General features: G+C 67.4%; 19 protein-coding genes and 5 pseudogenes. 9 read left to right on the top strand and 15 right to left on the bottom strand.

All coding sequences use genetic code 11. From position 1 onward, the window contains the following. Positions 1-295: 295 nt before the first annotated feature. The 5 genes and pseudogenes from CCZ36_RS34575 to CCZ36_RS34550 all read right to left on the bottom strand — a co-directional run bounded on the left by CCZ36_RS34575 (position 296) and on the right by CCZ36_RS34550 (position 4,348). On the bottom strand, positions 296-820 hold the full coding sequence (locus CCZ36_RS34575) for a hypothetical protein (protein WP_237302540.1): 525 nt from the start codon (positions 818-820) through the stop codon (positions 296-298). Between the two features lie 138 nt (positions 821-958). After that, positions 959-1,168: pseudogene (locus CCZ36_RS37120) on the bottom strand (NF041680 family putative transposase); the annotation flags it as partial. A 225-nt stretch (positions 1,169-1,393) separates the two neighbouring features. Next, positions 1,394-1,876 carry a DUF4231 domain-containing protein gene (locus CCZ36_RS34565; protein WP_128816816.1) on the bottom strand — a complete coding sequence of 161 codons (483 nt, stop codon included), beginning with the start codon at positions 1,874-1,876 and terminating at the stop codon, positions 1,394-1,396. 168 nt (positions 1,877-2,044) lie between these two features. Then, a complete protein-coding gene (locus CCZ36_RS34560; protein ID WP_128816817.1) occupies positions 2,045-2,473 on the bottom strand; it encodes a hypothetical protein in 429 nt (142 codons plus the stop codon). Positions 2,474-3,121: 648 nt separating this feature from the next. Continuing rightward, positions 3,122-4,348 (bottom strand): hypothetical protein, encoded by a 1,227-nt coding sequence (locus CCZ36_RS34550; RefSeq protein ID WP_128816818.1) that lies wholly within the window; start codon positions 4,346-4,348, stop codon positions 3,122-3,124. Positions 4,349-4,603: 255 nt separating this feature from the next. On the opposite strand from CCZ36_RS34550, the gene CCZ36_RS34545 reads away from it, so the two are divergent. Both CCZ36_RS34545 and CCZ36_RS36265 read left to right on the top strand, forming a co-directional pair. Then, positions 4,604-5,716 carry a hypothetical protein gene (locus CCZ36_RS34545; RefSeq protein WP_128819369.1) on the top strand — a complete coding sequence of 371 codons (1,113 nt, stop codon included), beginning with the start codon at positions 4,604-4,606 and terminating at the stop codon, positions 5,714-5,716. Positions 5,717-5,961: 245 nt separating this feature from the next. Continuing rightward, the gene (locus tag CCZ36_RS36265) at positions 5,962-6,393 is read left to right on the top strand and encodes a hypothetical protein (RefSeq protein WP_237302811.1); all 432 of its coding nucleotides are present in this window, start codon (positions 5,962-5,964) and stop codon (positions 6,391-6,393) included. A gap of 273 nt (positions 6,394-6,666) precedes the next feature. On the opposite strand, the gene CCZ36_RS34535 is transcribed toward CCZ36_RS36265, so the two are convergent. Further along, a complete protein-coding gene (locus CCZ36_RS34535; protein ID WP_128819368.1) occupies positions 6,667-7,413 on the bottom strand; it encodes an MBL fold metallo-hydrolase in 747 nt (248 codons plus the stop codon). A 530-nt stretch (positions 7,414-7,943) separates the two neighbouring features. Next, the gene (locus CCZ36_RS34530; RefSeq protein ID WP_237302873.1) at positions 7,944-8,564 is read right to left on the bottom strand and encodes a response regulator; all 621 of its coding nucleotides are present in this window, start codon (positions 8,562-8,564) and stop codon (positions 7,944-7,946) included. Between the two features lie 308 nt (positions 8,565-8,872). Here CCZ36_RS34530 and CCZ36_RS34525 point away from each other — a divergent pair, with 308 nt between their 5' ends. From CCZ36_RS34525 to CCZ36_RS37115, 4 genes are all read left to right on the top strand, one after another. Further along, complete coding sequence (locus CCZ36_RS34525; protein ID WP_069734994.1) at positions 8,873-9,838, top strand: ABC transporter ATP-binding protein; 966 nt, start codon at positions 8,873-8,875, stop codon at positions 9,836-9,838. Next, positions 9,835-10,641 (top strand): ABC transporter permease, encoded by an 807-nt coding sequence (locus CCZ36_RS34520; protein ID WP_069734995.1) that lies wholly within the window; start codon positions 9,835-9,837, stop codon positions 10,639-10,641. Before CCZ36_RS34525 ends, CCZ36_RS34520 begins: the two co-directional genes overlap by 4 nt. A 133-nt stretch (positions 10,642-10,774) precedes the next feature. Further along, a complete protein-coding gene (locus tag CCZ36_RS34515; RefSeq protein WP_206515827.1) occupies positions 10,775-12,481 on the top strand; it encodes a sensor histidine kinase in 1,707 nt (568 codons plus the stop codon). A 22-nt stretch (positions 12,482-12,503) separates the two neighbouring features. Then, complete coding sequence (locus CCZ36_RS37115) at positions 12,504-13,142, top strand: GNAT family N-acetyltransferase (protein ID WP_443069774.1); 639 nt, start codon at positions 12,504-12,506, stop codon at positions 13,140-13,142. Here CCZ36_RS37115 and CCZ36_RS34510 read toward each other — a convergent pair. Continuing rightward, positions 13,060-13,794 (bottom strand): annotated as a pseudogene (locus tag CCZ36_RS34510) (Tn3 family transposase); the annotation flags it as partial. The gene CCZ36_RS37115 and the pseudogene CCZ36_RS34510 sit on opposite strands and share 83 nt — an antisense overlap. Before the next feature lie 97 nt (positions 13,795-13,891). Between CCZ36_RS34510 and CCZ36_RS34505 the strand changes: the two are divergent. Then, complete coding sequence (locus CCZ36_RS34505) at positions 13,892-14,365, top strand: hypothetical protein (RefSeq protein WP_128819367.1); 474 nt, start codon at positions 13,892-13,894, stop codon at positions 14,363-14,365. Positions 14,366-14,379: 14 nt separating this feature from the next. On the opposite strand, the gene CCZ36_RS35180 is transcribed toward CCZ36_RS34505, so the two are convergent. The 6 genes and pseudogenes from CCZ36_RS35180 to CCZ36_RS35170 form a co-directional block, all read right to left on the bottom strand. Next, a complete protein-coding gene (locus CCZ36_RS35180; RefSeq protein WP_206515794.1) occupies positions 14,380-14,766 on the bottom strand; it encodes a hypothetical protein in 387 nt (128 codons plus the stop codon). Between the two features lie 24 nt (positions 14,767-14,790). Further along, positions 14,791-16,383 (bottom strand): tyrosine-type recombinase/integrase, encoded by a 1,593-nt coding sequence (locus CCZ36_RS34500; protein ID WP_206515793.1) that lies wholly within the window; start codon positions 16,381-16,383, stop codon positions 14,791-14,793. 89 nt (positions 16,384-16,472) lie between these two features. Continuing rightward, complete coding sequence (locus CCZ36_RS34495; protein WP_237302810.1) at positions 16,473-17,705, bottom strand: tyrosine-type recombinase/integrase; 1,233 nt, start codon at positions 17,703-17,705, stop codon at positions 16,473-16,475. 8 nt (positions 17,706-17,713) lie between these two features. Next, a pseudogene (locus CCZ36_RS37110) lies at positions 17,714-17,926 on the bottom strand (Tn3 family transposase); the annotation flags it as partial. A gap of 136 nt (positions 17,927-18,062) precedes the next feature. Continuing rightward, entirely contained in the window at positions 18,063-18,335 is a 273-nt protein-coding gene (locus tag CCZ36_RS34485; protein WP_128819366.1) for a hypothetical protein, read from the bottom strand. Further along, the gene (locus CCZ36_RS35170; protein WP_206515792.1) at positions 18,335-19,378 is read right to left on the bottom strand and encodes a hypothetical protein; all 1,044 of its coding nucleotides are present in this window, start codon (positions 19,376-19,378) and stop codon (positions 18,335-18,337) included. The genes CCZ36_RS34485 and CCZ36_RS35170 overlap by 1 nt, the downstream gene beginning before the upstream one ends. Before the next feature lie 460 nt (positions 19,379-19,838). Between CCZ36_RS35170 and CCZ36_RS34475 the strand changes: the two are divergent. Further along, positions 19,839-20,932 (top strand): annotated as a pseudogene (locus tag CCZ36_RS34475) (IS630 family transposase). A 31-nt stretch (positions 20,933-20,963) separates the two neighbouring features. After that, complete coding sequence (locus CCZ36_RS34470) at positions 20,964-21,284, top strand: MafI family immunity protein (RefSeq protein ID WP_128819365.1); 321 nt, start codon at positions 20,964-20,966, stop codon at positions 21,282-21,284. A gap of 35 nt (positions 21,285-21,319) precedes the next feature. Here CCZ36_RS34470 and CCZ36_RS34465 read toward each other — a convergent pair. Then, positions 21,320-21,790 (bottom strand): annotated as a pseudogene (locus CCZ36_RS34465) (ATP-binding protein); the annotation flags it as partial. Positions 21,791-21,977 lie beyond the last annotated feature (187 nt).

The raw sequence follows: 21,977 nt of genomic DNA, 5'->3' as shown, positions 1-21,977 counted from the left end.
TGCGAATAGAGCGTCCAGGGAGACTATCGAGACCTGTGACTCCTTGGTGAAGAAACGGGCAGGAAACCGTGTGCACCGCTTGCCGGACAAACGACGGCACGTGACGCCGCAAGCGGCGATGAGGCTGCGCGGCGCCTGGGGAACAGGGCCCGCGGACGTCACTGCTGTTTTCGGGCAGCACAGGACAGCACTGTCTTCAGACCCGGACTGCAGGCAGGTCGTCGCCGCCCTCTGCTGGAGCTGGTGGCCTACTTGATCCCTGCAGGAGATAGGGACGGGACGCCGACACCAGCTCTCAATCCTCTTGCGAGATACCGAGGTCGTGGCGCATAGCGGTTCTCATAGTCCGGAGCATCTCCCAGACCTCGTACTGGGCCTGGGCCGCGGTCTCCATCGTTTCGCCTGGTTCGGGGGCCCCGCGTTCGAGACGCTTGACCTGACCGTAGACCTTGTTCAGGGCCTGGTTGACGACGCTCGCTCGCCTGAGTACTTCTTCGGGGGCGATCATCTGTGCTTCGGAGTATCGATCGCGGTGCGCGTTCTTCGCTTCCTCGAGTGCGTCGCTGTTGGCCTCCTCCACGCCGCGTTCTCGCATGACGTGCAGGTGGCGGTTGAGTGCGGTGTTGAACTGCCGGGCATCCCGGTTGAGTTCCGCATAGCAGGTGCGTCGCAGCGAACGGGCCTCGCGGGCCTCCTCATGGTCTCGAACGAGTTCTATCTCCAGGCGCTTCGCCCGCTGGGAGCCGCGCTGGGTGAGGAGCGCCCCTCCCAGGGTTCCTGCGACGCCTGCGACAGCGATGATCGCTGAGCTGAGATCCACCGACGTACCCCGTGAAATTCATCGGCCTCGTGCCCGCTGCACATGACCCAGGCCGTCAAGTCTGCCGCTCCTCACTGCGCCGGGATTTTGGTGCCCTTCTTGTGATGGGCGGGGCGGCTGCATTCTCGCCGGTGGCCAGGACTCTGCCACGTCGTGACGGGTGGCTGGGCGGTGGTTCTTCGAACCCGGCGGCCAGGCCCAGGACGAGACGGTTTCGGTGCACTGGTCGGGGAGCCGGTCCCCGTACACAGGTTCCTGCGGACCCGGGCAGACGTGAGCCTGTTCAGCAGGGGCCGGCTTCTCCCACGGCCGCCGGAGACCGGTGGCCAGCGGCCGCGCGAGCCGGAGCGGCGGGAATCACAGCAATCGCCATAAGGCCTGTCCCACAACCCTGGCGGGACCGGCGCGGCGCCAGGCCCGGCCCCCATCAGCCTCAGCGCAAGTCCCCAGCGATCGCCCGTAGGTGCCTGGAGAGCTTGCCGACCTCCGAAAAGACAGGTCGGAAATTTCTGACCTTCACAGGACCCGTCCACCCGTACGTCGAGGTACGTGGGTCGCCGCCACCGTTTCGAACTAACCGTTGGTCGACTGCGCCGGCTCCCGGCGATGCTCCAACCAAGCGCGACTCAGGTCATCCCAAATAATTTGATATCTATCGAAAATTTGACCAAGTTGAGCATAGGTGAGTTCTTCGGGTGCCGTCGATGCCACGAGATACTCGAGGTCATCGGCAAGCCGCTGGAACCGGTACTGCGTTTCCTCCATCAGCACCCATCGCGAGCGCCAGTTGAAGAACGGTTCGACGGCCCCCAGCAACGTCCCCAGGGCCACAAGGGCAAAAGCCAGACTGGCCCACATGTTGAGACTCTGCAGGCCCAGAATGATGGTGGAAGCGGCGGACAGCGCAAGCGTGACCATCTTGGTTACCGAAGCGCTTCGACGGAACCGCTGTTTCTTACCGCGGGCGTAGTCGTTGCCCTGCCGGATCCTGTTCAGCAGGAGGGCAGCTGTCTCCCCCGGGCTGAGGCCGATACCTGGTCCGCTGTCCGGCTGCACTGATCCCCCAAAGATCCGTTGTCAAATCGCAGTTCGCCCTGGCAGAGGTAGCCGTGCGACTGCGCGGTTCCCCAGCATCGCCGTTCGATAGCCACCAGGCCATGGGGACAAGTGGGGCGATCAGGCTTCATTAACAAGCGATCAAAGTTGGGTGGCACAGGACAGGGGTCACTTGAGCGTGACGCACGCCTTCGTGGTCAGGCCCCGAAACTCCACGCAGATGCGAGTGTTGCGCGGGTACTTCGGGCCGGTGTGCCCGTCCCGGCCCCAGGACGCCTCCACAAAGCTGCCCACCCTCGCCGCGCGCTTCCAGGTCCCGCCGGTCTTCCAGGTGCCGCCGGGCTTCTTGACCAACCAGCGGGCCGTACCGGACCGGACACCCTCCCGCGAGGCATAGACCCAGCCCACCCCACGGGCCTGGACGCCACGGCGGTACCAGTGGTGGACCACGACCCCGGGGCGGCAGCCGGAGCCGGACCCCGCGCAGTCACGCACCCGGGTGTCGACGTACGCCCGCACGGCCAGCGGCTCGGCCGACGCGGCGGGAACAGCGGCCACGGGAACCAGCATGGCGGCCAGAGCGGCAGAGAAGATCATCGGTCGGTTCATGATCGCTCAACCGTCTCGGCGACCCCCACCGTCACGGGCAGCGGGGCCGGTTCACTCCGTCGAGGCCCGTGCCGGCGACGACGACCGGCTCCCCTGCCCCTCTTTCATCGCCGCCGGAGTGCTCGGGTGACCGCGGAGGGGACGTCGAGCCTCGGCACAACGACATCGTGCCGCATAGGGGCTCCCTGGGCACGCGGTGGCGCGAGAACGGTAGCGGCCTGAAACGGCTCACAGTGTTGTCAGAGCGTCGGCATACAGTGCGGCGATGTTCATACTCTCCATCGCGCTGACAGTGATCGGCGTCGTGCTGTCCATCCTCGGGGTGTACTGGGGCGCCCTCAAGACCGTCCCTGAAGGCCGACCTGGCAAAGCTTGAGGCGGTTCTCACTGACCCAGACGTACCTGAGGAGGAGAAGTCGGCTCGGCGTACCGCGATCCGGGCTCCTTCAGGGAACTGGGGGAACCTGACGTACTTCGAAGAGAATGCTCAGTTGGCGGCGCTCGAGCTGGTGGTGCACTCGTTGAAGTGGCCGGCGCTGCTCACGGCGGCTGGGGTGCTGGTGGGGTCGGTCGCGAACGTCGTGTCCCTCTGGGCGTAGAGCAGCCCCCGCCCGTTGAGTGGGCGGGGGCCTCAGGTCAGGGCTCCTGTTTCCTGCGGCACGAAAAGTGCTCGGGAAGCCCCTCGGGGCCTGGAAGGCTGGCGGGGTCGCCGCAGAAGCAGCACAGCGGGATCGGTTTCCCCGCCGCGTCCACCGGCACCCTGGCCTCCTCGGCTTCGGCAGGTCGGGACTCGAGGACGATGGACCGGCTGCCGCGTCTCTGCTTCGGCTCGGACCGCACTTCTGACGCCGGGCGGTCCTCGGTACACCTGTCGTGCCGGTCGCCGCGACGTACAGACGGCGCCTGTCGCTTCTTCTCCTCCGGGTCGGGTCCGTTCGCCTCGAGGTAGTTCTGCCACTGCTGTACAGGAAGCCATCCGTAATGGCCGTCTCGTTGGAACGGGACTCGCTCGCCGGCCGCGGCCTCCACAATGAACTGGGTCAGAGTAAGGGAGCCGCGGTTCACGGCGTATGAGCTGGACTGGTGGGCGGGGACGAGAACGCGGTGCCAGTCCCCGCAGTACCCGGTTGCGGTGGGGTTTTTGGAGTCGTAGGGCTTGTTGGGGCACCTATCGAGCGCGCCACTTGGAGTGCAGTGGCCCTCTTCCACGACGAAGTTGCCCTCGCGGATCTCGATGGGGTTTTTCCGTACGCGGATGACGGAGGCGGGAAGGTCGGGGGTGCGGACGTAGGGGACACGTCCGATGCCGCTGTGGTCGAGGTCGGCGAAGTCCCACACGGACTGGATGCCCCCGTTGCGCCGGAACCTCTCGCGGGCGCGCATCCCGCGGGCGGTCTGGGCGCTCAGCTGCGGTTCGTAGCCCAGGACGATTCCGTTGGCGCCGGTGATGCGTACGTCGAGGCGCGCGTGCCCGTCGGAGGTCTGGGCCTCGATGTCGGCGGGGAAGCCGTGGTCCTCGGAGTCCTTCGCGACGCGTTCCTTGCGGGCGAGGTGCTCGTCGGACTCGTGGCTGATGGGCTTGTCTCCGGGCTTGCGGTAGTGGGAGGCGAACCACAGGCCGTCGCGTTCGACGAGGTACATGGGGACGCGCCGGCTGCGAAGGTCCCGGCAGTCGGGGCAGATCAGCCCACGCTTATCGACGGGGACGCGCTTCCGCTGCCCGATGAGCACGTCGAGGAGGCCTTGGCCGTTCGGAACGCCGAGGTCGTCGGCCTGGAGGTCGAGGTTACGGGCGGCCGGTTCGTAGTAGACCGGGTTGCGGTAGAGGTCTTCGTCGTTGTCGATCTGGAGGTCGTCGTCCACTGAGGTGCTCCCCGCGGCCGCTACGAGTAGGACTTGTAACGGTACGGGGAGGGTCTGACAGACGGCGCCCATGGCTTTGTTCACGAGAACCGACAGCAGATGTTCACCACTTCGGGAGGCACCTGGCACGTCGGGGATTCGAACGGTGGCCTTACACACCGTGGCGGTGCACAGTCCCGCGCCTCAGATTGAAAACCGGTTGGATGGTCCGCCACATAGTTGCGACGATGCCCCCTCTTTCTTCGCGGAGGACATTTGTTCGTTTTCGTGTGTGCGGGATGTGGCGCCGAGCTGACGATCCCGCTGTCCCCGGTCGCGCTGCCGGCCCATGCCCATCAGAAGTACGGGAACGGGATCCAGCTCCCGGTGCTCATGGAGTCGGGCACATTCGCCGTGGAACCGGAGCCCTGGGGGGCGCCGTGGCGGAGGTGGGAGGAGATTGACCCGGACGAGGCGGCGGCCCGCGGCATCTACGCTCCGCTCTACGCACTGTCCGACAGCGCACCCGGCGCCGTCGTCATCGCCCCCGGGGATACCCGCGGCACCGTGCTCGTCCCGCACGAAGCCGGCGGCTACTGCTGCGGCCTCGACTGGGGTGACGGCCCGAACATGGCCTGTGAGGCGTGCGGCCTGCCGGTGGCGAGCCGGATCGACGACTGCTCACTCTGGCAGGCGGTCTGGCTCGCGCCGGACGCCGTGCACCGCCTCCCCGTCGACGACACCGACTCCGACACCGCAATCCTCTCCTGGGAGGAACTGCTGGACGAGGAAGTAGCCACGCCCCCGATGGAGCCGATCAGCAGGTGGAGCTCGCTCCTCGGGTTGGACCACTGGTGGTCCTGGAGCCCACGGTGGGAAGCGGCAGCAGGCCGGGCCCTGGCCCACCTCCTGGTAGCTTCCGACGGCCGACCGGTGACAGTCCCGCCCGGGCTGATCGCGGAAGTGTTCCAACGCGCCCTCGACGCTCTGCTGCCCGCGGACCAGTCAGCGCGACGCGCCGTCCTGGCCGGTCCGGGGCTGTCCGCCCTCGGCCCGGACGCCGACATGATCCTCGTGCCGACCCACCCGCAGACGGGGGAACTCTGGAGCCCGGCCGGACCGAACGCATCTGCACGCCCGGTGCCACTGCCGTTCGGGATATGGATGTGGATGGCCTTCCCCGAACCACACCTCTACCTCCCCACCTCGGGAACCATGCCCGACGGCGTACTGCGCGACGACCCGCCCCCACCACGCCCCCACCACCTGTTCCGAGCCGACCCGGGAACCTTCCAGCACACCCTGGTCCGATTGCCAGCGGTCCGCAGCCCATGGCTGCGCGAGACCCTCGACAACCTCACGCACCACATGCAAGCCGGTCTCTTCTAGCCGACTGCCAGACGACGCCGGTACTCACGCTCCGGAGGTACGCAATCGAACAGCACCAGGTAGTGGTGCCTCCCGAAGTGGTGAACATCTGCTGTCCGTTCTCGTGGACAAAGCCATGGCGTGCCATGCCCGTTGGGCATCGATCAGGTCGTCGGGGAAGGGGTGCCGGTCCATACCCCTTTTAGAATCTTGTTCGAATTTGAGTGCCAATCCCCAGGCCAGGAGGCAAGCCGCACCGCTGTCCTGTGTCACTGAACCTTGAGCGCGTGCCATCGAACTTTGATGGACACGCGTTTGTGTCACCGAAGATTGATCGCGCTGGTCAGAGGCCCGTACCGGGGCTGCCTTTTCCAGGGCCGCCGGTGCGGGCCGAGCGGATAGAGATGATCTGCACGCCGCTGACCTGGCACGATGCCCGCATGGAAACTGGATTCCCGTGGGGGTCAGCCCCAAGCGTCGATCTCAGCCTGTGGCGTGCCGACGCCATCGTGCTGTTCGACTGGCTGATGAGCACCGACCTGAACGCCGTACCGATCACGCACCCGGCTCAGAAGCAGGCCCTCGCAGACCTGCTGGCGCGCTTGGAGGAGGTGGGCATTACCGAGTCGACCGAGGAAGAGATTGCCGCGGCCCAGGAAGATGTGGCCAAGGACATGGGCTGGGAGGGGCACCGATAGAGATCAATCTTCGGTGACACGCGCTCAAGGTTCGATGACACAGGACATCACTTGAGCGTGACGCACGCCTTCGTGGTCAGGTGTCCCGTCTCGGATGATCTGGCCCCTGTCGCAGATGATCTGGTCCGATTCGTCAGGGCTTCTCAGGTGATCTGGTCCGCCGGGACTGCTCGCAGATTATGGTCGCCGAGAGGTGCAGGGCGACTGATCGTCAGGTGACTGATTCGTAGCCAGCCCTGGCGGGAGCCAGCTCATATCCAGCGTCGGGCTCCGTCACGGCTTGCCGCGCAGGTAGTCACCGGCAAGTTCACGAAGCCGCGTCTGGTCGAAGCTGCGCCCGTGGCCCGGATGCACGACGGACACGTCCAACTGCGCGAGGCGTTCCATACTGCGCCGGTAGGCAGGCATGTCGGAGTCGGGGAGGTCGTCGATGAGGTAGCCGTCGTACACCGCATCGCCGGAGAACAGCACCCCGGTACGCTCCTCCAGCAGGGCGATGCTTCCCGGCGAGTGGCCCGGTAGGTGAAGGACCGTCAGCGTACGGCTGCCCAGATCGATTCGGTCCCCGTCGTCGAGCTGGCGGCTCAGTGTCACCGCTGGAACCCGATATGTCCGCGGGTCGTACTCGGGATACGGAAGACTCTTGATCAGTAGGTCCGGGACAGGCTCATCCCCAGCGTCAATGCCCAGCTTCTCGTAGAGCTCGGCACCGTACAGACTGGCAGGGACACCCTCGGCCAGGGTTGCGGCTTCGGCAGGGTGGCCGGCCCGCTCACGGAACTCGTGAGCCCCGCCAACGTGGTCCAGGTGCGCGTGGGTGAGAACTACCAGCGGGTCACGTTCGAACATGCGTGGGATCTCCCCACGCAGGGCAACGACGCCAAGCCCGGCATCGACGACGATGTCGCGGTCGGTTCCATGCAGCCACCACAGCTTTGCTGACAGCAGCGGGCCGACGCGGGGTTCCGAGATCCGAACCAGATCACTGCCCAGCTCCAACTGCTCGTACCAGTCGCTCATGTCGCGCAAGTGTGCCAGCTGCCGCTCTCTCGGGTTCCGCCACGGCGGACCAGACGGATTAGGACTCAGGGCGACATCCACCCGCCACAGGCCAGATCAGTTGAGATTTCGGCTCGCCACTCGTCTCAAACGATCTGGTCGTCGCAGGTCACGACTACGGCCTCGGACCAGATCATCTGAGACGGGACAACTGCCACTCCGACATCCGCATCCGCTCGACCTTGCGGCGGGCAACGGCGACCATTCCGTGGCCGAACTCGTGGGCGGGGCCGATGTCCACGGTGGTGAAGTGCGGGGTCCGGAACTCTCTACCCTCGCAACCAGTGTCCCGAGCGCATCGAAGCTCAGCTCGCGACTTTGCCCTCGGCGGCACCGATCACGCCGGCCACGAGGCGTGGGGCGGCATGACCCGCCGCTGCATCATCTGGCGAAACCGCCACCCCGACGACCGGCGCTTGTACGCCGTCGTTGACAGGGCCAACGTTGCTTGATGGGACACGATCACTCTGTACCGGGGTGCCGGCCCCTGGTCAGCGGGGGCCCGACGGGACCAGGCCTGCCTCGTACGCGGAGATGGCCGCCTCCACCCGGTTGCGTGCGCCCAGCTTCGCAAAGACCGCGCTGACGTGTGCCTTCACCGTGCCCTCGACGAGGTGCAGCCGACTCGCGATCTCCGCGTTGGACAGTCCCGTCCCGAGTCCGGCGAGCACCTCGCGCTCCCGTTCGGTGAGCCGCTCCAGTGAGCGGTGAGGGTGCGCCGCCCGGTGGGCGCGCAGCCCGGCGATGACCCGGCCGGCGACCCGCGGGGACAGGTAGGCCCCGCCGGCTCCCACCGCCCGTACCCCGTTGAGGAGTTCTCTCGGGTCGTCCGCCTTCAGCAGGAAACCGTCGGCGCCCTCTTCCAGGGCACGGGTGACGTACTCGTCCTGGCCGAAGGTCGTCAGCATGATCACACCGATCGCTGTCGATTCCCGGTGGAGCCTCGCCGCTGCCGTCAGCCCGTCCAGGCCAGGCATCTGGATGTCCAGCAAGACCACGTCCGGCCGGTGCAGGCGGCTGAGCGCGAGGGCCTCGTGCCCGTCGCTTGCCTCGGCGACCACCTCAACGTGCGCGTCCCGGGCGAGGATGGCCAGCACCCCCGCCCGGACCATCGCCTCGTCGTCGGCCACCAGGACCCGGACAGGCCGACTGCCCGGTGTTGTCTTTTCCACGCTGCGAGCCTAAGCCCGGCGCACAGCCGTGCGAAGGGCGGGCTCCACAGATTCAGTCCCGAGTCCGGGCACACCCATGACGAAGGGCAGGACGCTGCTGCCGTTCGACCAATGGGCGCCGGCGCCGCGGGCTTCTAGCGTCGCTCTCGTACAGGAAACGCGGTGGCCGCCCAGCGTTGCGCACTATGCGTCGGTCGGTGCGCACCGCCGTCGGCTTCCGCGTTCGACGACCGACACGAAGGAGCTCCGTGATCACCCTTCGAGAACTGACCAAGCGTTACGGCGAGACCATCGCCGTGGACGGTCTGAGCCTTGACATCAAGAGTGGGCAAGTGACCGGCTTTCTGGGGCCCAACGGTGCCGGAAAGTCGACCACGATGCGCATGATTCTCGGCCTTGACCATCCGTCCGGGGGTGAGGCGCTCATCGATGGCAAGCAGTACTCCTCGATGCGCCACCCGATCCGCGAGGTCGGGGCGCTTCTGGACGCCAAGGCGCTGCACCCGGCCCGTTCCGCACGCAGCCACCTGGTGGCGCAGGCGCGTAGCAACGGCATTCCGCTGCGCCGGGTGGACGAGGTGTTGGAGACGGTCGGCCTGGCGAAGGTGGCGCGGCGCTCCGCTGGGGCGTTCTCCCTCGGTATGTACCAGCGGCTGGGCGTGGCGGGAGCACTGCTCGGCGACCCACAGGTACTCATCTTCGACGAGCCGGTCAACGGCCTCGACCCCGACGGTGTCCGCTGGGTGCGTGAACTCGTGCGGTCCCTGGCCGCAGAGGGCCGGACGGTCTTCCTGTCCAGTCATTTGATGAGTGAGATGCAGCTGACCGCCGACCAGCTGGTCATTATCGGACGGGGCAAGCTCCTGGCCGACACGCCGATGGCCGACCTGTTGGCCAGCAGCTCGCTGTCGTCGGTGCGGATGCGCACCCCGGATGTGGCAGACCTGCGCACGCTGATCGACCATCTCCGGAAGGACGGCGACGTGAACGTGGAGTCGCCCGCGGCCGACGAGCTTGTCGTGAAGGGCCGCAGTGTCGAGCAGATGGGCGACTTGGCCTACCGGCTGGGGCTACGGCTGCACGAACTGCGGACCGTCTCCGCTTCGCTGGAACAGGTCTATATGGAACTGACCGCGCAGAGCATGGAGTACGAAACGGGCGCCCCTGCGTTCGGTGGCACGAATACCAAGGAGACGCAGGGAGCGGGAGCATGAGCGCCATGTCGGCTGACGTGAGCGACGGCCGCTGTGGGCGCATGGTCTCCGGCCACACCGGTGGCGGATTCGTCGGCGCGTTCACCTCGGAGTGGACCAAACTCTGGACCATCCGCACGCCTTACGTCTGCCTGCTGGTTGGCCTGATCGTGACTGCGATCTTCACCTTTTACTACGGATCGATCGCTCGGATCAACGACAAGCCGATCCAGCCGGTCGGCAACGCCTCGGCGTCCTCGGTTATCCTCACCCAGTTCGCCCTGGTGATTCTTGCGATGACGATGGTGACGAGCGAGTACTCCACGAGCAGCATGCGCACCTCGCTGCTGTGGGTGCCGGTCAGACTCCGTGTGCAGCTGGCCAAGGCGCTACTGAGCGCCTTGGTGGGCTTCGTCACCGCAGTGGGATGGGCTGTGCTGGGCATCGCCCTGGCCTGGGGGCCCTTCCAGGGGCACGCCAGCTTCGAGCTGTCAAAGGTGGTGTACCAAACCGTTGCCATGGGCGTCTATTCCGCCCTCGTCTGTGTGATGACGGTGGGGGTGTCGTTCGCTCTGCGGACGGCGGCGGGCTCCGTGGCCATGATCTTCTTCGTGATCTCCGCGCTGCCCAGCATGCTGGTCGGACTGGGGGGCCCGGTGCTGCTGGCCATCAACAAGTACATGCCGCAAACCGTGGGTGGTTATTTCATGCTGGGTGATGGCAAAGCCCCATTCCCGGATGTCGTGAGCTTGCTGATCCTGATGGTGTGGGCAGTTATCGCCCAGGGGGCCGGTCTCTTGGTGCTGCGACGGCGTGACGCCTGAACAGCGGCGCAACCGGCCGAACGCCCTCACCGTTTACCCCCCCCCCCCCCCCCCCGCGTCGGGCGTCCGGGTTCGTCCCACAGAATCGCCCCTGACAGGTGAGGACATCGAGCGGAAGGACGGCCGACGCGCCATGCTGCACACGCGCATCACCTCAGCCAGGCCCGTGTGCGGCGACGTGGCTCTGTGGGGTGCGCTCGCCGCCGCCACCGGCTTCGGGTTCTGGGACGCGGGTTCGGCGTCGCTGGTTCTGGATCTGTTTCTCCCATTGGCCGTGCTGGCGGTGGCGGTGCCGTGGTCCCGCCGCCGGCCGGGGGCCGCCGTCGTGCTGGTCAACGGGCTGTGCGTGTGGGGCCTGTCCGACTCCGCGACTCCCGGCAACGCCCACGTCCTGTCGCTGGTCGCCGTGAGCTGTCTGCTTGGTGCCCGGGTCGCTGCGGCGTGGCGCCCGCTCCTGGTGCTCGTCGGGTGCGCAGCGGTCGATCTCGCGACGTGCGCGGTGCTGCGAACGCCTCCCGTATGGTGGTTCTACGCGATGACCGTGCTGCCCGCAGCCCTTCTGCTGCCCTGGCTGGCCGGACGGCACTGGCGTGGCCGGCGGGAACTCGTGAGGGAGGGCTGGCGGCTGGCCCGGAGCCTGGAAGAGCGCCAGCATCTGGTCGCGGAGCGGGCGCGGTTGACAGAGCGCGCGGACATCGCGGCCGACATGCACGATTCCCTCGGCCACGCCCTGAGTCTGGTCGCCCTGCGGGCCGGGGCCCTGGAACTCTCGCCCGACCTCACCGACCGCGACCGCGCCGACCTCGTCGAGCTGCGCAGGACGATCGCGGACGCGGTGGAGCAACTGCGGGAGACCGTCGCCGTCCTGCACGACCCGCCCGGCACGGACAAGGATGCGGTGCTGCCCGTCAACGGCACCGTCGAGGATCTCCTCTCACGGGCGGCCGCTTCCGGGGTGCCAGTGCAATGGGAGCGGCGCGGGGCGGTGCCCGAGATGTCCCCCCTTGTCGAACGCGGGATGCACCGGGTGGTGCAGGAGGCCCTTACCAACGCGGTGAAACATGCACCGGACTGTTCGATCAGGGTGCGGATCACCCATGAGCCCGACCGTACCGGCGTGAGCGTCGTGAACGCCGCTCCACCGGGCGGCGGACCGTCGCAGCCGGGTGAGAGCTTGGCAAGCGGCGTCGGCGGCCGGGGGCTGACGGGGCTTCGGGAGCGGGTGACGGTTCTCGGCGGCTCGATGCGGGCCGGGCCCGGCGAAGGCGGGTTCCACGTCACCGCCGTCTTCCCGCATCAGGCCACTGCCATCGCCCGTCGCGGGACGCCGGCGCCGGAACCGGGATCGGCCGATGGAACGCCGGCCGGGACCCGTGGGCCCGCGTTCACGTCCGAATCCGCTCCCCACCCGGACCCGGGCCCGGAAACAGACACAGCACCGGGCACCGTTGTACCGGAGTCCGCCAAGCGGCTCGCCTCCGTACGGAGCGACGCCCGTCGCCGCTCCGCCGTCGCCCTCGTGGCACCTGTCGTCGCAGCTGTCTTCTTCGTACCATCCGCCTTCTACCTGGCCTGGCAACTCACCACGAGCGTGCTGCCGCCCTCCCGGTTCGAGGAGTTGACCACCGGCCGGCCGCGCGCCGAACTCGCCCCTCTCCTGCCGGCCCGCGCCTATCCCTACCCGTCCGACCAGGCCCGTTCCGCATCCCGACCACCCGGCACACGTTGCGAGTTCTATCGTTCCGGCCGCGACCTGTTGGATGAAGTGGACCTTTACCGGCTCTGCTGGTCCGGCAACACGCTTCTGACGAAGGACATCGTGCCCGCACGCCGCCCCTGACCGCCCCGAACAGAGCGAGAAAATGAAGTACGTCATACGCCGGATCACGGCGGAGGGGTGGCGCGAGCTGCGAGCGATACGACTTGAGTCCCTGCTGAACTCGCCCTACGCCTTCGGTGTCCGTCCCGCCGACGCTGTCGCGCTCTTCGACCGCACGTGGCGGAAGCAGGCAGAAAGGGCCGCAGCCGACGACGCACTGTTCGTGGCCATCGACGAGACCGGCTCCTGGGCCGGAACCGCCGGGGTCGCACCCCTGGACGGCATCCCCGACACCGCACACGTGCACGCCGTCTGTGTTGCCCCGGCGCACCGCGGTCCGGACGGTCCGGCGCGGGCGCTGAGGAAGCGGCAGTCGACTTCGCACGCGAGCACACCGATTACACCTGGCTCACCCTGGGGGTACGCGAGGATAATTGCCGCGCCAGGGCCTTTTACCGACGCATCGGGTTCCACGGCCTCGGGAAAACCATCCCCTACCCGCTGGACTCCACCAAGTTCGTGCGCATTCTGGGCTGCCCCGACTTCCGTGTCTCCTGAGTACCACATCGAGGAGGCGGACGGAGCGGTCCGCATTCACCTCACTCGTCGTCATCGTCGTCGAGGTCGACGGCTTCCGGGTCGCGCAGCGGGCGCAGGCCGTCGACCGGCTGGGAGGCGGTGAAGCTGTAGCGGCCCAGGACGTTCAGATTCTTGTGCTTGAGCGGGGAAAGCCGGGCCACGTCCTCGTCCCGGATCTCGTGCCCCTCGGCGCGGAGCTGGGCGACCGCGGCGTCGATGTACCTGGTCGTCCAGAGCACCACGGCGTTCAGAACGAGACCCAGCGGGCCCAGCTGATCTTCCATTCCGTCCCGGTATGCCTGGTGGATGGTGCCCTTCTTGCCGTGGCAGATCTCGCGGGCCAGCTTGTGGCGGGACTCCTGGACGGTGAGCTGCTTGTGCATCTGGCGCCGGTAGGTGTCGTCCATGGGGTCGACGACGGCGAGCAGGTGCAGGGTCTTGGCGATCCGCCCGTACTCGGCGAACGCCTGTCCCAGCGGGGTCGGGTGGCCCTCGCGGCCGAACATCCGCAGCAGGTCGTATGCCCTGACCTGGTTGGTGACCAGGGAGCCGGCTACCCGCAGCATGTCCGGCCAGTGCGTGATCACCTTCTTCACGTTCACCTTGTTGCGGGCGATGGCCTCCAGGGGCCTGTACCCGCCCGCCGCCTCGGCGCCGGGCATCTGGGCCTTCCAGAACCGCTGGTCCTCCAAGTCCTTGAAACGGGGGGAGAACCGGTAACCGAGCATCTTGAAGATGCCAAACACCATGTCGCTGTTTATGTGGACAGTTCAAGTTGATCTTCCTCCGATGTGTTGTCAGGTCGTGCGGACATAAGGTGAAGCTCTCGACGAGGTGGCATGGGGGAGCGTTGTGGAGGTCACCGTTCAATGGATACGGACGTCCTGGACGAAGGAGTCTCGTGGAGGGGAGGCCGCGGCTCGCAGGAACGCCGTCCCGGTCGGCTTTCGCGTCCCGCCTCTGTCGCCCACGGTCGCGCACGTGGTCCGCATGCATGAGAGCGACGGCTTCGACCCCTTCGACGGCCAGGAAGACCTGCGCAAGGTCGACGTCCAGCTCCGCGAAGACAAGGGTCGGTTGCGAGTCCTTCCCCGGGTTCAGCCCCTCTTTGCCATACCTCCTCGGCCACGACGGCCCCCGGCCGTACGGCTTGTTCCCGGACAGTGGGTCCGCTGGCAGCTCAACTACCGTTTCAGCAGCGCGGCGGGAGTGCGGGGCTGGTCGTACTGGCTCGACACCTTCAACATCGCTTACGGACCGGTGAAAGCAGACGTGTTCTTGTCTCCGCCCACGGTGCTGGTCGATGAGCAAGGACCGGTCCGATAACCCCCAGGTAGCAGTCACGGGCCGGTGCTCTCGGCTCCCTCTCCCGGATGGGCTGGTTGACCGAGGTCCGCGAGAAGCTTGTCGATGCGGTCGCTGGTGCAGCGGTGTCGTTCGACCTCGCGCTCCCAGCCGCGTTGGGCGGCGTCGAGAGCGAGAGTCTGCTCGACTTCGCGTCGGGCCCGCAGACGTGGTGCGTACTCGGGCGTGGTGACGAACTTCGCGCAGGTCAGGTAGAGGTCGCATTCACAGGGGCCTTCGGCGGGGAGCCGGAGGCAGCGGCCGAGTTCGAGTTCGGTCTTGAAGAAGTTCGTCGTGAGGCAGTCGCCCGCGGTGTCCGGCAGCGAGCCGTTGCGCAGTTCGTCGGCGGCCGGCCCGGCGATCGTGGCGCCGGGGCCGAGCACGGCCTTGTAGTCGCGCAGTACTTCCTAGTCGCTGATCTGCGCATAGACCAGGGCCATGCTGACGGAGGTGTGGCCGAGCACCTTCATGATGGTGTGGAGCTTCGCGCCGCGCTCAGCGAGCTGGGTGCCGACGGTGTGCCGAAACCGGTGGGCCGAGACGGTGCCACGTCCGGTGCCAGCGCGACCGCCCGGGCGGACCAGTCCGGCAGCTTTGCAGGCGTCCTGGATCGGCGTCTCGAACAGGTAGAAGGTTGACAGGAGCTTGCCATGGCTCATGAACAGGTAGCGGATCTCCTCCCCGCTGCGTTCGTCGGTGAACGGTCTCTCGGGTGCGTTCCGGCGCAGGTCGATGGCGTGCTGCAGGGCTGTTGCGGCGTCCTCGTGCAGGGGGACGATGCGTTCTTTGTAGGTCTTGCGACCGGAGAGACGCAGTCGTGCGGTGCCGTCGGGGTAGCGGTCCAGACAGTCCATGGGCAGACGTTGGATCTCGGTGCGTCGGGCGCCGGACCAGCGGGCCACGAGCAGTGCGGCGCGTTGGAACGGGCAGGCGATCGCGTCGATGGCCGGCATCAACTGGTCGAGTTCGTCGTCGGGGATGAAACGGGGCACTTTCAGCGGGAATTTCGGTGCGTCACCGGCGCCGATGAGGGTCTGGCCGGGCACGTCCGGGTACTGCCAGAGCGCGGTGTCCCGGAAGAACTGCGACAGCCCGGAGATCCGCTGAATCCGTGACATGACACCGAGCGGCTTGCCGGTCTTCTCGGTCGGCGCTTCGGCGATGTGCCCGATCCAGCCCAGGCAGTGGTTGCGTGTGACGTCGGCGAACGTCGTGATACCGGGGTGGTTGGCCTCAAGCCACCGGCAGAAGGTGCGCACTGCGAGCTCCAGCTTGTCCACTGTCGAGGGAGCGTCGGTCAGTTTGCGGGCCGCCAGCCACTTCTGTGCGACGGCCAGCATCCGGGGAGGAAGCGCCAGCGGTGGTTTCCACGACGGCATGAGCTTGCGTGGCTGCTTGGCGACCTGGCCGCGGTGGAAGAGCACCACCTCAAGCTGGTGCAGATGCGTGATCCAGCTCTTTGCCGGGCCCTCGTAGAGCTGTTGCGCCGACGGGTAGAAGGACGCGAACTCCGGGTCCTCAGGGAACAGACGGATGGCTTCCAGGACCTCGGCCACGTGATCGCCGGTGATGTCGGCGACGTCGGTCAGACCGTTGCGCAACGCGATCCGGGCCACCGACCAGTGCATGGCCTGCTTCGCGGACAGCCGGTTGTAGCCGAGCGCGACGGCTTCCTCGACCAGTGTCATGGTGCCCGGATCGATTCCCAGCAGGGCGGCCTGGTCGTGAACGCGCAGCTGGCCGACGGCGAACATCCACCGGTAGTCGAATGTCGCGTACCCGTGCAGGCCCAGATAGGTCAGGTAGGTCCGGGCCCGGTGGGAGGTGGGGAACGACGGACGGTGGAAAGGCTCCCCTGGCAGTCGGCCCGCCCGTTCCACCAGGGGTTCGGCGAACCAGGCTTCCAGGTCCGGCCACCGGGTCCGGAAGTCGCGGTAGTAGCGCAGTTTCGCGTTGAGGTACTGGCGATTGAAGCTGGTCTGGCCGCGGACGACCCCCACCTACTGCCCCTCGGGACAGTGCCGGGGGCGCTGACGACGGACCGGCTCCGGCGCGGCGACCAGCGCGGCGGTCGAAGCCAAGACGCCCCTCATGAACGTCCCTCCGCCGGCTTGCCCAGCGCGTCCAGGGCCCGGTGGTAGTCGGCGACGACTGCCGGATCGGAGACCCGGGTGTAAAGACGCGTGGACTCGGGCGAGGCGTGACCGAGGCGCTTTTGCAAGGTCAGTTCGCGCATGCCGCCCTCCCACATCGCGGTCGCGTGCGTATGACGCAGCGCGTGGGGCGTCACCCAGGGCTCACGGATGCAGGCCCGGGTGCAGGCCCGGGAGAGCATCCGCACCAGGCCGTCGTAGCCCAGCGCCTCCAAGCGTCTGATTCCACGGCCACCGATCAGGAACACCAGCCGGCTCTCGGCGTCGTCGGGGCGTTCGTTCATCACGTAGGCACTGACCGCCGCCAGAGTCGCGGTCTCGTGCAGGTCGACGACCCGCTCGACCCGGGACTTCGACCGGACGCCCTTGGGATGGTCGTCGCGATGCCGGACCACGACGCGCCGCCGTCCGTAGGCCAGGTCGTTCAGGTGCAGGCCGAGCACTTCGCCGGGGCGCAGCCCGCCGTGGAGCATCAGCAACACGATCGCCCGGTCCCGCAACCCGCGAAGCTGACCGAGCAGCAACTCGACCTGGCCGTCGTCCAGCGGCCGCGGCACCCGCTGGACGGTCTTGACGCGCACGGCCCGGCGGACCGGGCGCTGGCGGCTGGCCCGTCCCATGAACGGGCGATGCCGCTCGGAGACGTGCAGAAGTGCAGGGTCCGGACGCTTCTCGATGGGGTTGGCCCGCTCCAGCAGCCCAGACAAGATCGCGTACTCGTAGAAAAAGGACACCGCGGCCAGAATCCGGTTCACCGTGCTGCCCGCGAGCTTGGTCGCCGGACCGTCAGCGGCCATCGTCACCACGGACAGGGTCATCCGCCGACGCGGGCGGCGGGACGGCACCGACCGCAGGTATTCGAGCAACGCGATCGCGTCCGCTGGCCCGAACCGCTCCCAGGTCAGGTCCCTGGTCGCGAAGAAGCGCCACAGGTGCCGAAGGTCGTAGGCGTACGCGATCAGCGTGTTCGGCGAGCAGTCCCGCGCGCCAAGAAACCGCAGGAATCCGGCGACGACCTCGACCGGCGTCCCGTCCTTGTCGAGCAGTTCAACCAGCGTCGAGCCGTCCTCCTGCCGCCGCTGCTGTACTCGCACAGACACTCCCTGAGCCGCCTCACCCGACAGCCTGGACGGCCGCCCCCGACCTTCAACGAGGGGCAAGGTGTCCATGTAACTAAATAGCTCGCGTTGTCGGTGGCGACCATCTCCGGCTTCACCCCACCGTCCAGGTTCAAGAGCGCGTCCAGGATGAACAGGGAGTCACGCGGGGTGCCGGGCACCACCATCTGCCCGATGCCGATCACCTGGTCATTGATCGTGTTCAGCCAGGTGATGCCCTTCTTCTTCGCGAAGTACTTCGGCGAGGGCGCGGCGTTGATGACGGGCCCGGGTGTCGACGTAGGCCCGCACCGCGGCCGGGACCAGAGCTGCGGCCAGGGCGACGGCGGTGGTGATCATTCGTCGGGTTCATGCCCCGCCCAACCGGCCCGGCGGCCCCCGCCGTCACGGGCGGAGACGACAGTTCACTCACTCGAGGTCGGCGCTGGCCAGGGCCACCGCGAGCGCGAAATAGGGTACGGCGGTCAGCCACTGCTCGGCCGCCGTGCTCGGGTCGACCGTGGCCGCGGTACGGGCCTTGGCCAGGGCCAGCAGCCCGCACACCACCATGGCGTCGACCGCCGCGTCGAGGACCTCGTCGACCGCGAGCTCGCCGCCTACCGTCAGCTCGCGCACCACGGCGACGGCCTGCTGCGGGTCGTCCCGCCAGCAGGCGGCGACCTCATCGCCCGCGCTCACCATCAGCCGTGGTCCTCCCATTCTTCCTGGCAGAACCGGGCCCCACTCACCAGGAGGTCTCCGGCACGGGTGGACCGTACGAACATGTTGAGGCCGTCGACCCCGAGATCGCCTCCACAGCCGATCACCAGGCCGAGATCGCGCTCCTCGACGTGGTGGGTCAGGGCGGTGTCCACGGCGGTAACGGTCCTGCCGATCAGCTGGATGCCCGCGAACTCGACCTGCGGGCCGGTCCGCCCGTCAATGGTGACGGCGCCGAGAGCGGGGGGCCAGCTGAAGCCGCTGGCGTAGTGGGCGCTCACCCCCGTGTGGTCGAAGCGGTCCTCGGTCAGGATCCACTGGCCCAGGCCTTCCCACGGTGCCCCGAAGGAGTACCGGCCATGACGGGTCGTCGGTTCCTCGCCCAGAGCAGCAGCCACTTCCTGTGGCTTCATGCCGAACCTGAGCGGACCGACGCTCTGCAGCGGTGTCCAGTCCCAGCGCTGCCGTTCCTGCTCAGCCCGGACGGGCCATGTCCCCGGGTGAGGCGGCTCGTCGCGGACGTCGCGCCATTGGCTGACCGGCTCGGACTCGAACGGGTTCTTCGCGAGCTCGGGGCCAACCAGCAGAGCCTCGGTGACCATCGTGTCCAACCGCTGCACATACCTCTCGGGACCGTCGGCCGTCCGTCCCTGCTCCTGCGCCGCGCCCATGGAGATCCCCCACGCCTCGATCTCAGGATCGCCGCTCCAGTTCAGGTGCACAGAGACGTTCTCCCGGAGGGCGAGCTGCTGAAGCTCCGCACGTACTTGGGATGGCGGCCGGGCTATGAGGTCGATGTCTCCCAGGCGCACCAGCGGCCCGTCCATCGCGTCGACCGCTACGGCGACCAGGTTGTTGTCCTTGCCGTAGACCGCGGTCACGCCCCGGTCCGTGTAGTGGCCCCAGCCCGTGCCTTGGCCCAGCCCTTGCGAGACATGGGCAATCGCTCCGTCCAGGGCGGATGCCACCTCGTCGGGGTTCATTCCGAAGGCCAACGGCCCCACCCCCACCAAGGGTTCCAGCATCCATTGGGCCCTCTGCCCGGGCTTTCTGTCCCACCACCGCACGGCGAGCCTCCTACAAGCGTTCCGTATACCGACGACATCCGCCAGCGATCTTGCGGATCAACCTAGACGCCCCCACCGACAGCGCCGTCCGGGAACGGTGGAACTCGCAGGTGTGACTTTTCGAGCTACATGACACCGGCGCCGCAGGCTGACCTGGGCAGACGCGTGCACGTTTTCGTGCTACCTGACACTGGAAGGTCGAGTTTGTTGACACCTGCTCCGGGTTATCAGTCGGACTGCCACCTGCGGCGAAAGCGTCCGTGCAGGCCGTGAGGTTGTGAACCGTCCGGCAGTCCTGGCGCGCGTCGTTGGTGTCAGTCCGCCCGACCAGATGTCATCTAGTGCTGTGACCGGGAAGGTTCGCCGTGTTGCTCGTTGTGCTGGTTGGCAATGCTTCCCCGGACCAGCGGGAGGCGGGATGGCGCAACCGGTCCGGGTCCGCGGGCTGACCGAGCAGGAGGGCCAAAAACTCCAGCACATTGTCCGGCGGGGCGGTACCAGTTCAGTGAGGTTCCGGCGGGCGATGATGCTACTGGCCTCGGCTGGCGGGAGCAGGGTCCCGGTCATAGCCCGGCTGGTCCAGGCTGACAAGGACACCGTCCGCGACGTGATCCATAAGTTCAACGAGATCGGGCTTGCCGGCTTGGACCCTCGATGGGCGGTAGGCCGTCCCCGTCTCCTCGATCGTGACGACGAGGACTTCGTCGTCCAGACGGCCATCACCCGGCCGACCGTGCTTGGTAAGCCCTTCACCCGCTGGTCCATCCGTAAGCTCGCCGATCACCTCAGCGGGAACATCACCCGGCCTGTCCGGATCGGCAGGGAGACCTTGCGGTGCTTGTTGGCCCGCCGCGGGATCTCCTTTCAGCGCACAAAAGCCTGGAAGGAGTCCCCGGATCCGGGCTTCGACGCCAAACTCGCCCGGATCGAGTACGCGATCAACCAGCGGCCCGACCGCACCTTCGCCTTCGACGAGTTCGGTCCACTCGGTATCCGACCGACCGCTGGCTCCTGCTGGGCCATGGAGAACCGCCCCGACCGTCTGCCGGCGACCTATCGCCGAACCCACGGAATCACCTACTTCCACGGCTGCTACTCCGTCGGCGACGACCAGCTCTGGGGCATCAACCGCAAGCGCAAGGGCATCGACCACACCTGGGCCGCCCTGCGGACGATCCGTGCTGCCTGCCCTGACGGCGCCCCGATCTACGTGATCCTCGACAACCTCTCAGCTGGGCCGCTCGCAACAAGGTCGAGCTGTGTTTCACCCCGACCTACGCCTCCTGGGCAAACCCGATCGAGGCGCACTTCGGGCCGCTGCGGCAGTTCACCCTCGCCAACTCGAACCACCCCAATCACATCGTCCAGACGCGGAACCTGCACGCCTACCTGCGTTGGCGCAACCAGAACGCCCGCCACCCCGACGTCCTGGCCGCCCAACGACGAGAACGCGCTCGCATCCGCAGCGAGAAGGGCATTCGCTGGGGCGGACGCCCGATGAAAGTCGCGTGACCCTACTGACTGCACCGGCAACACTGGCGCCATGACCGTTGATCGTGAAGCCCTTCAGGCCAGCTGGAAGCAGACCCGTGGCCACCTCGACTCCGCCCGGGCCCACCTCACGGGCCTGCCGGACATCGATCTCTCAGCAACGTTGGAGTTCTTGGAGCACAACGAGCTGGGACTCGCCTTCGACTGCCTGGTCGATCTCGGTGACGACCTCGACTTGCCCCTCAGTTTCTGGCGGCACCTGGACCGGGCAGCCCGTGAGATGCGGCTCTACAGCGACGCGCTCCGCACGCCCCACCTCACATCCGCCGACTTCTGCCGCCGTCACCTCGCCCCTGCCTCCGAGCAGGAGTGACCCGCCAACCCGGCGCACCTTCCCGGTCACAGCACTAGGGAGATATTGTGCAGCTCATCGACCAGGATCAACCCGGTGCGGGTGTCGGTGCAGACGCCGACGACGGCCTCGATGATGTCGGTGATGTTGGAGCTGCGGCGGACTGGGAGGCCGAGGAAGCGGGCGAACTCGGCTGCAACCATGCGAGCGGTCGCGGCAGGCGGGACGGTGGTGTAGACGACTGGGATCCGGTCGGTGGCGTGCGGGTGGCGGGCCTGGTCGAGGATCTCGTGTGCCTGTCCGAGCTGGGTGATGGCGATGGTCTTGCCGGTGCCGGCGGGGCCGGAGACGATCAGGCCGCGACGGGCGCTGATCACGTGCTTGTTGAGCAGGACCAGACGGTTCTCGTAGGTGACGGTGTGGCGGACCGTCGAGGTTGCGACCACCCGCAGCCGGCCATGGTGGTCGAGCCGGTCCGCGGGCGCTACCGCACAGTCGGCTACCTCCTCCGGCCCCTCGACGGCGATGACGTGGGACGCCCTCATGAACGCGGCCGCCTCGCCTGGAAGCCTGCCAGGGGCTCAGAGAATGAACCGCCTTCTGGCGCAGAAAGTTGCGCCCCGACCGATCGCATTAGGTCAAATGTCCGGGTAGTTCAGGTCGGCAGCTGTCCGAGGGTACGAATGCGCGATAGGTGTGGAAACCCCGCGCTGG

Source organism: Streptomyces sp. S063 (assembly GCF_002832675.1).
Lineage (GTDB): Bacteria > Actinomycetota > Actinomycetes > Streptomycetales > Streptomycetaceae > Streptomyces > Streptomyces sindenensis.
The sequence above is the reverse complement of the archived record's forward strand: the minus strand, read 5'-3'. Positions and strand labels throughout refer to the sequence as shown.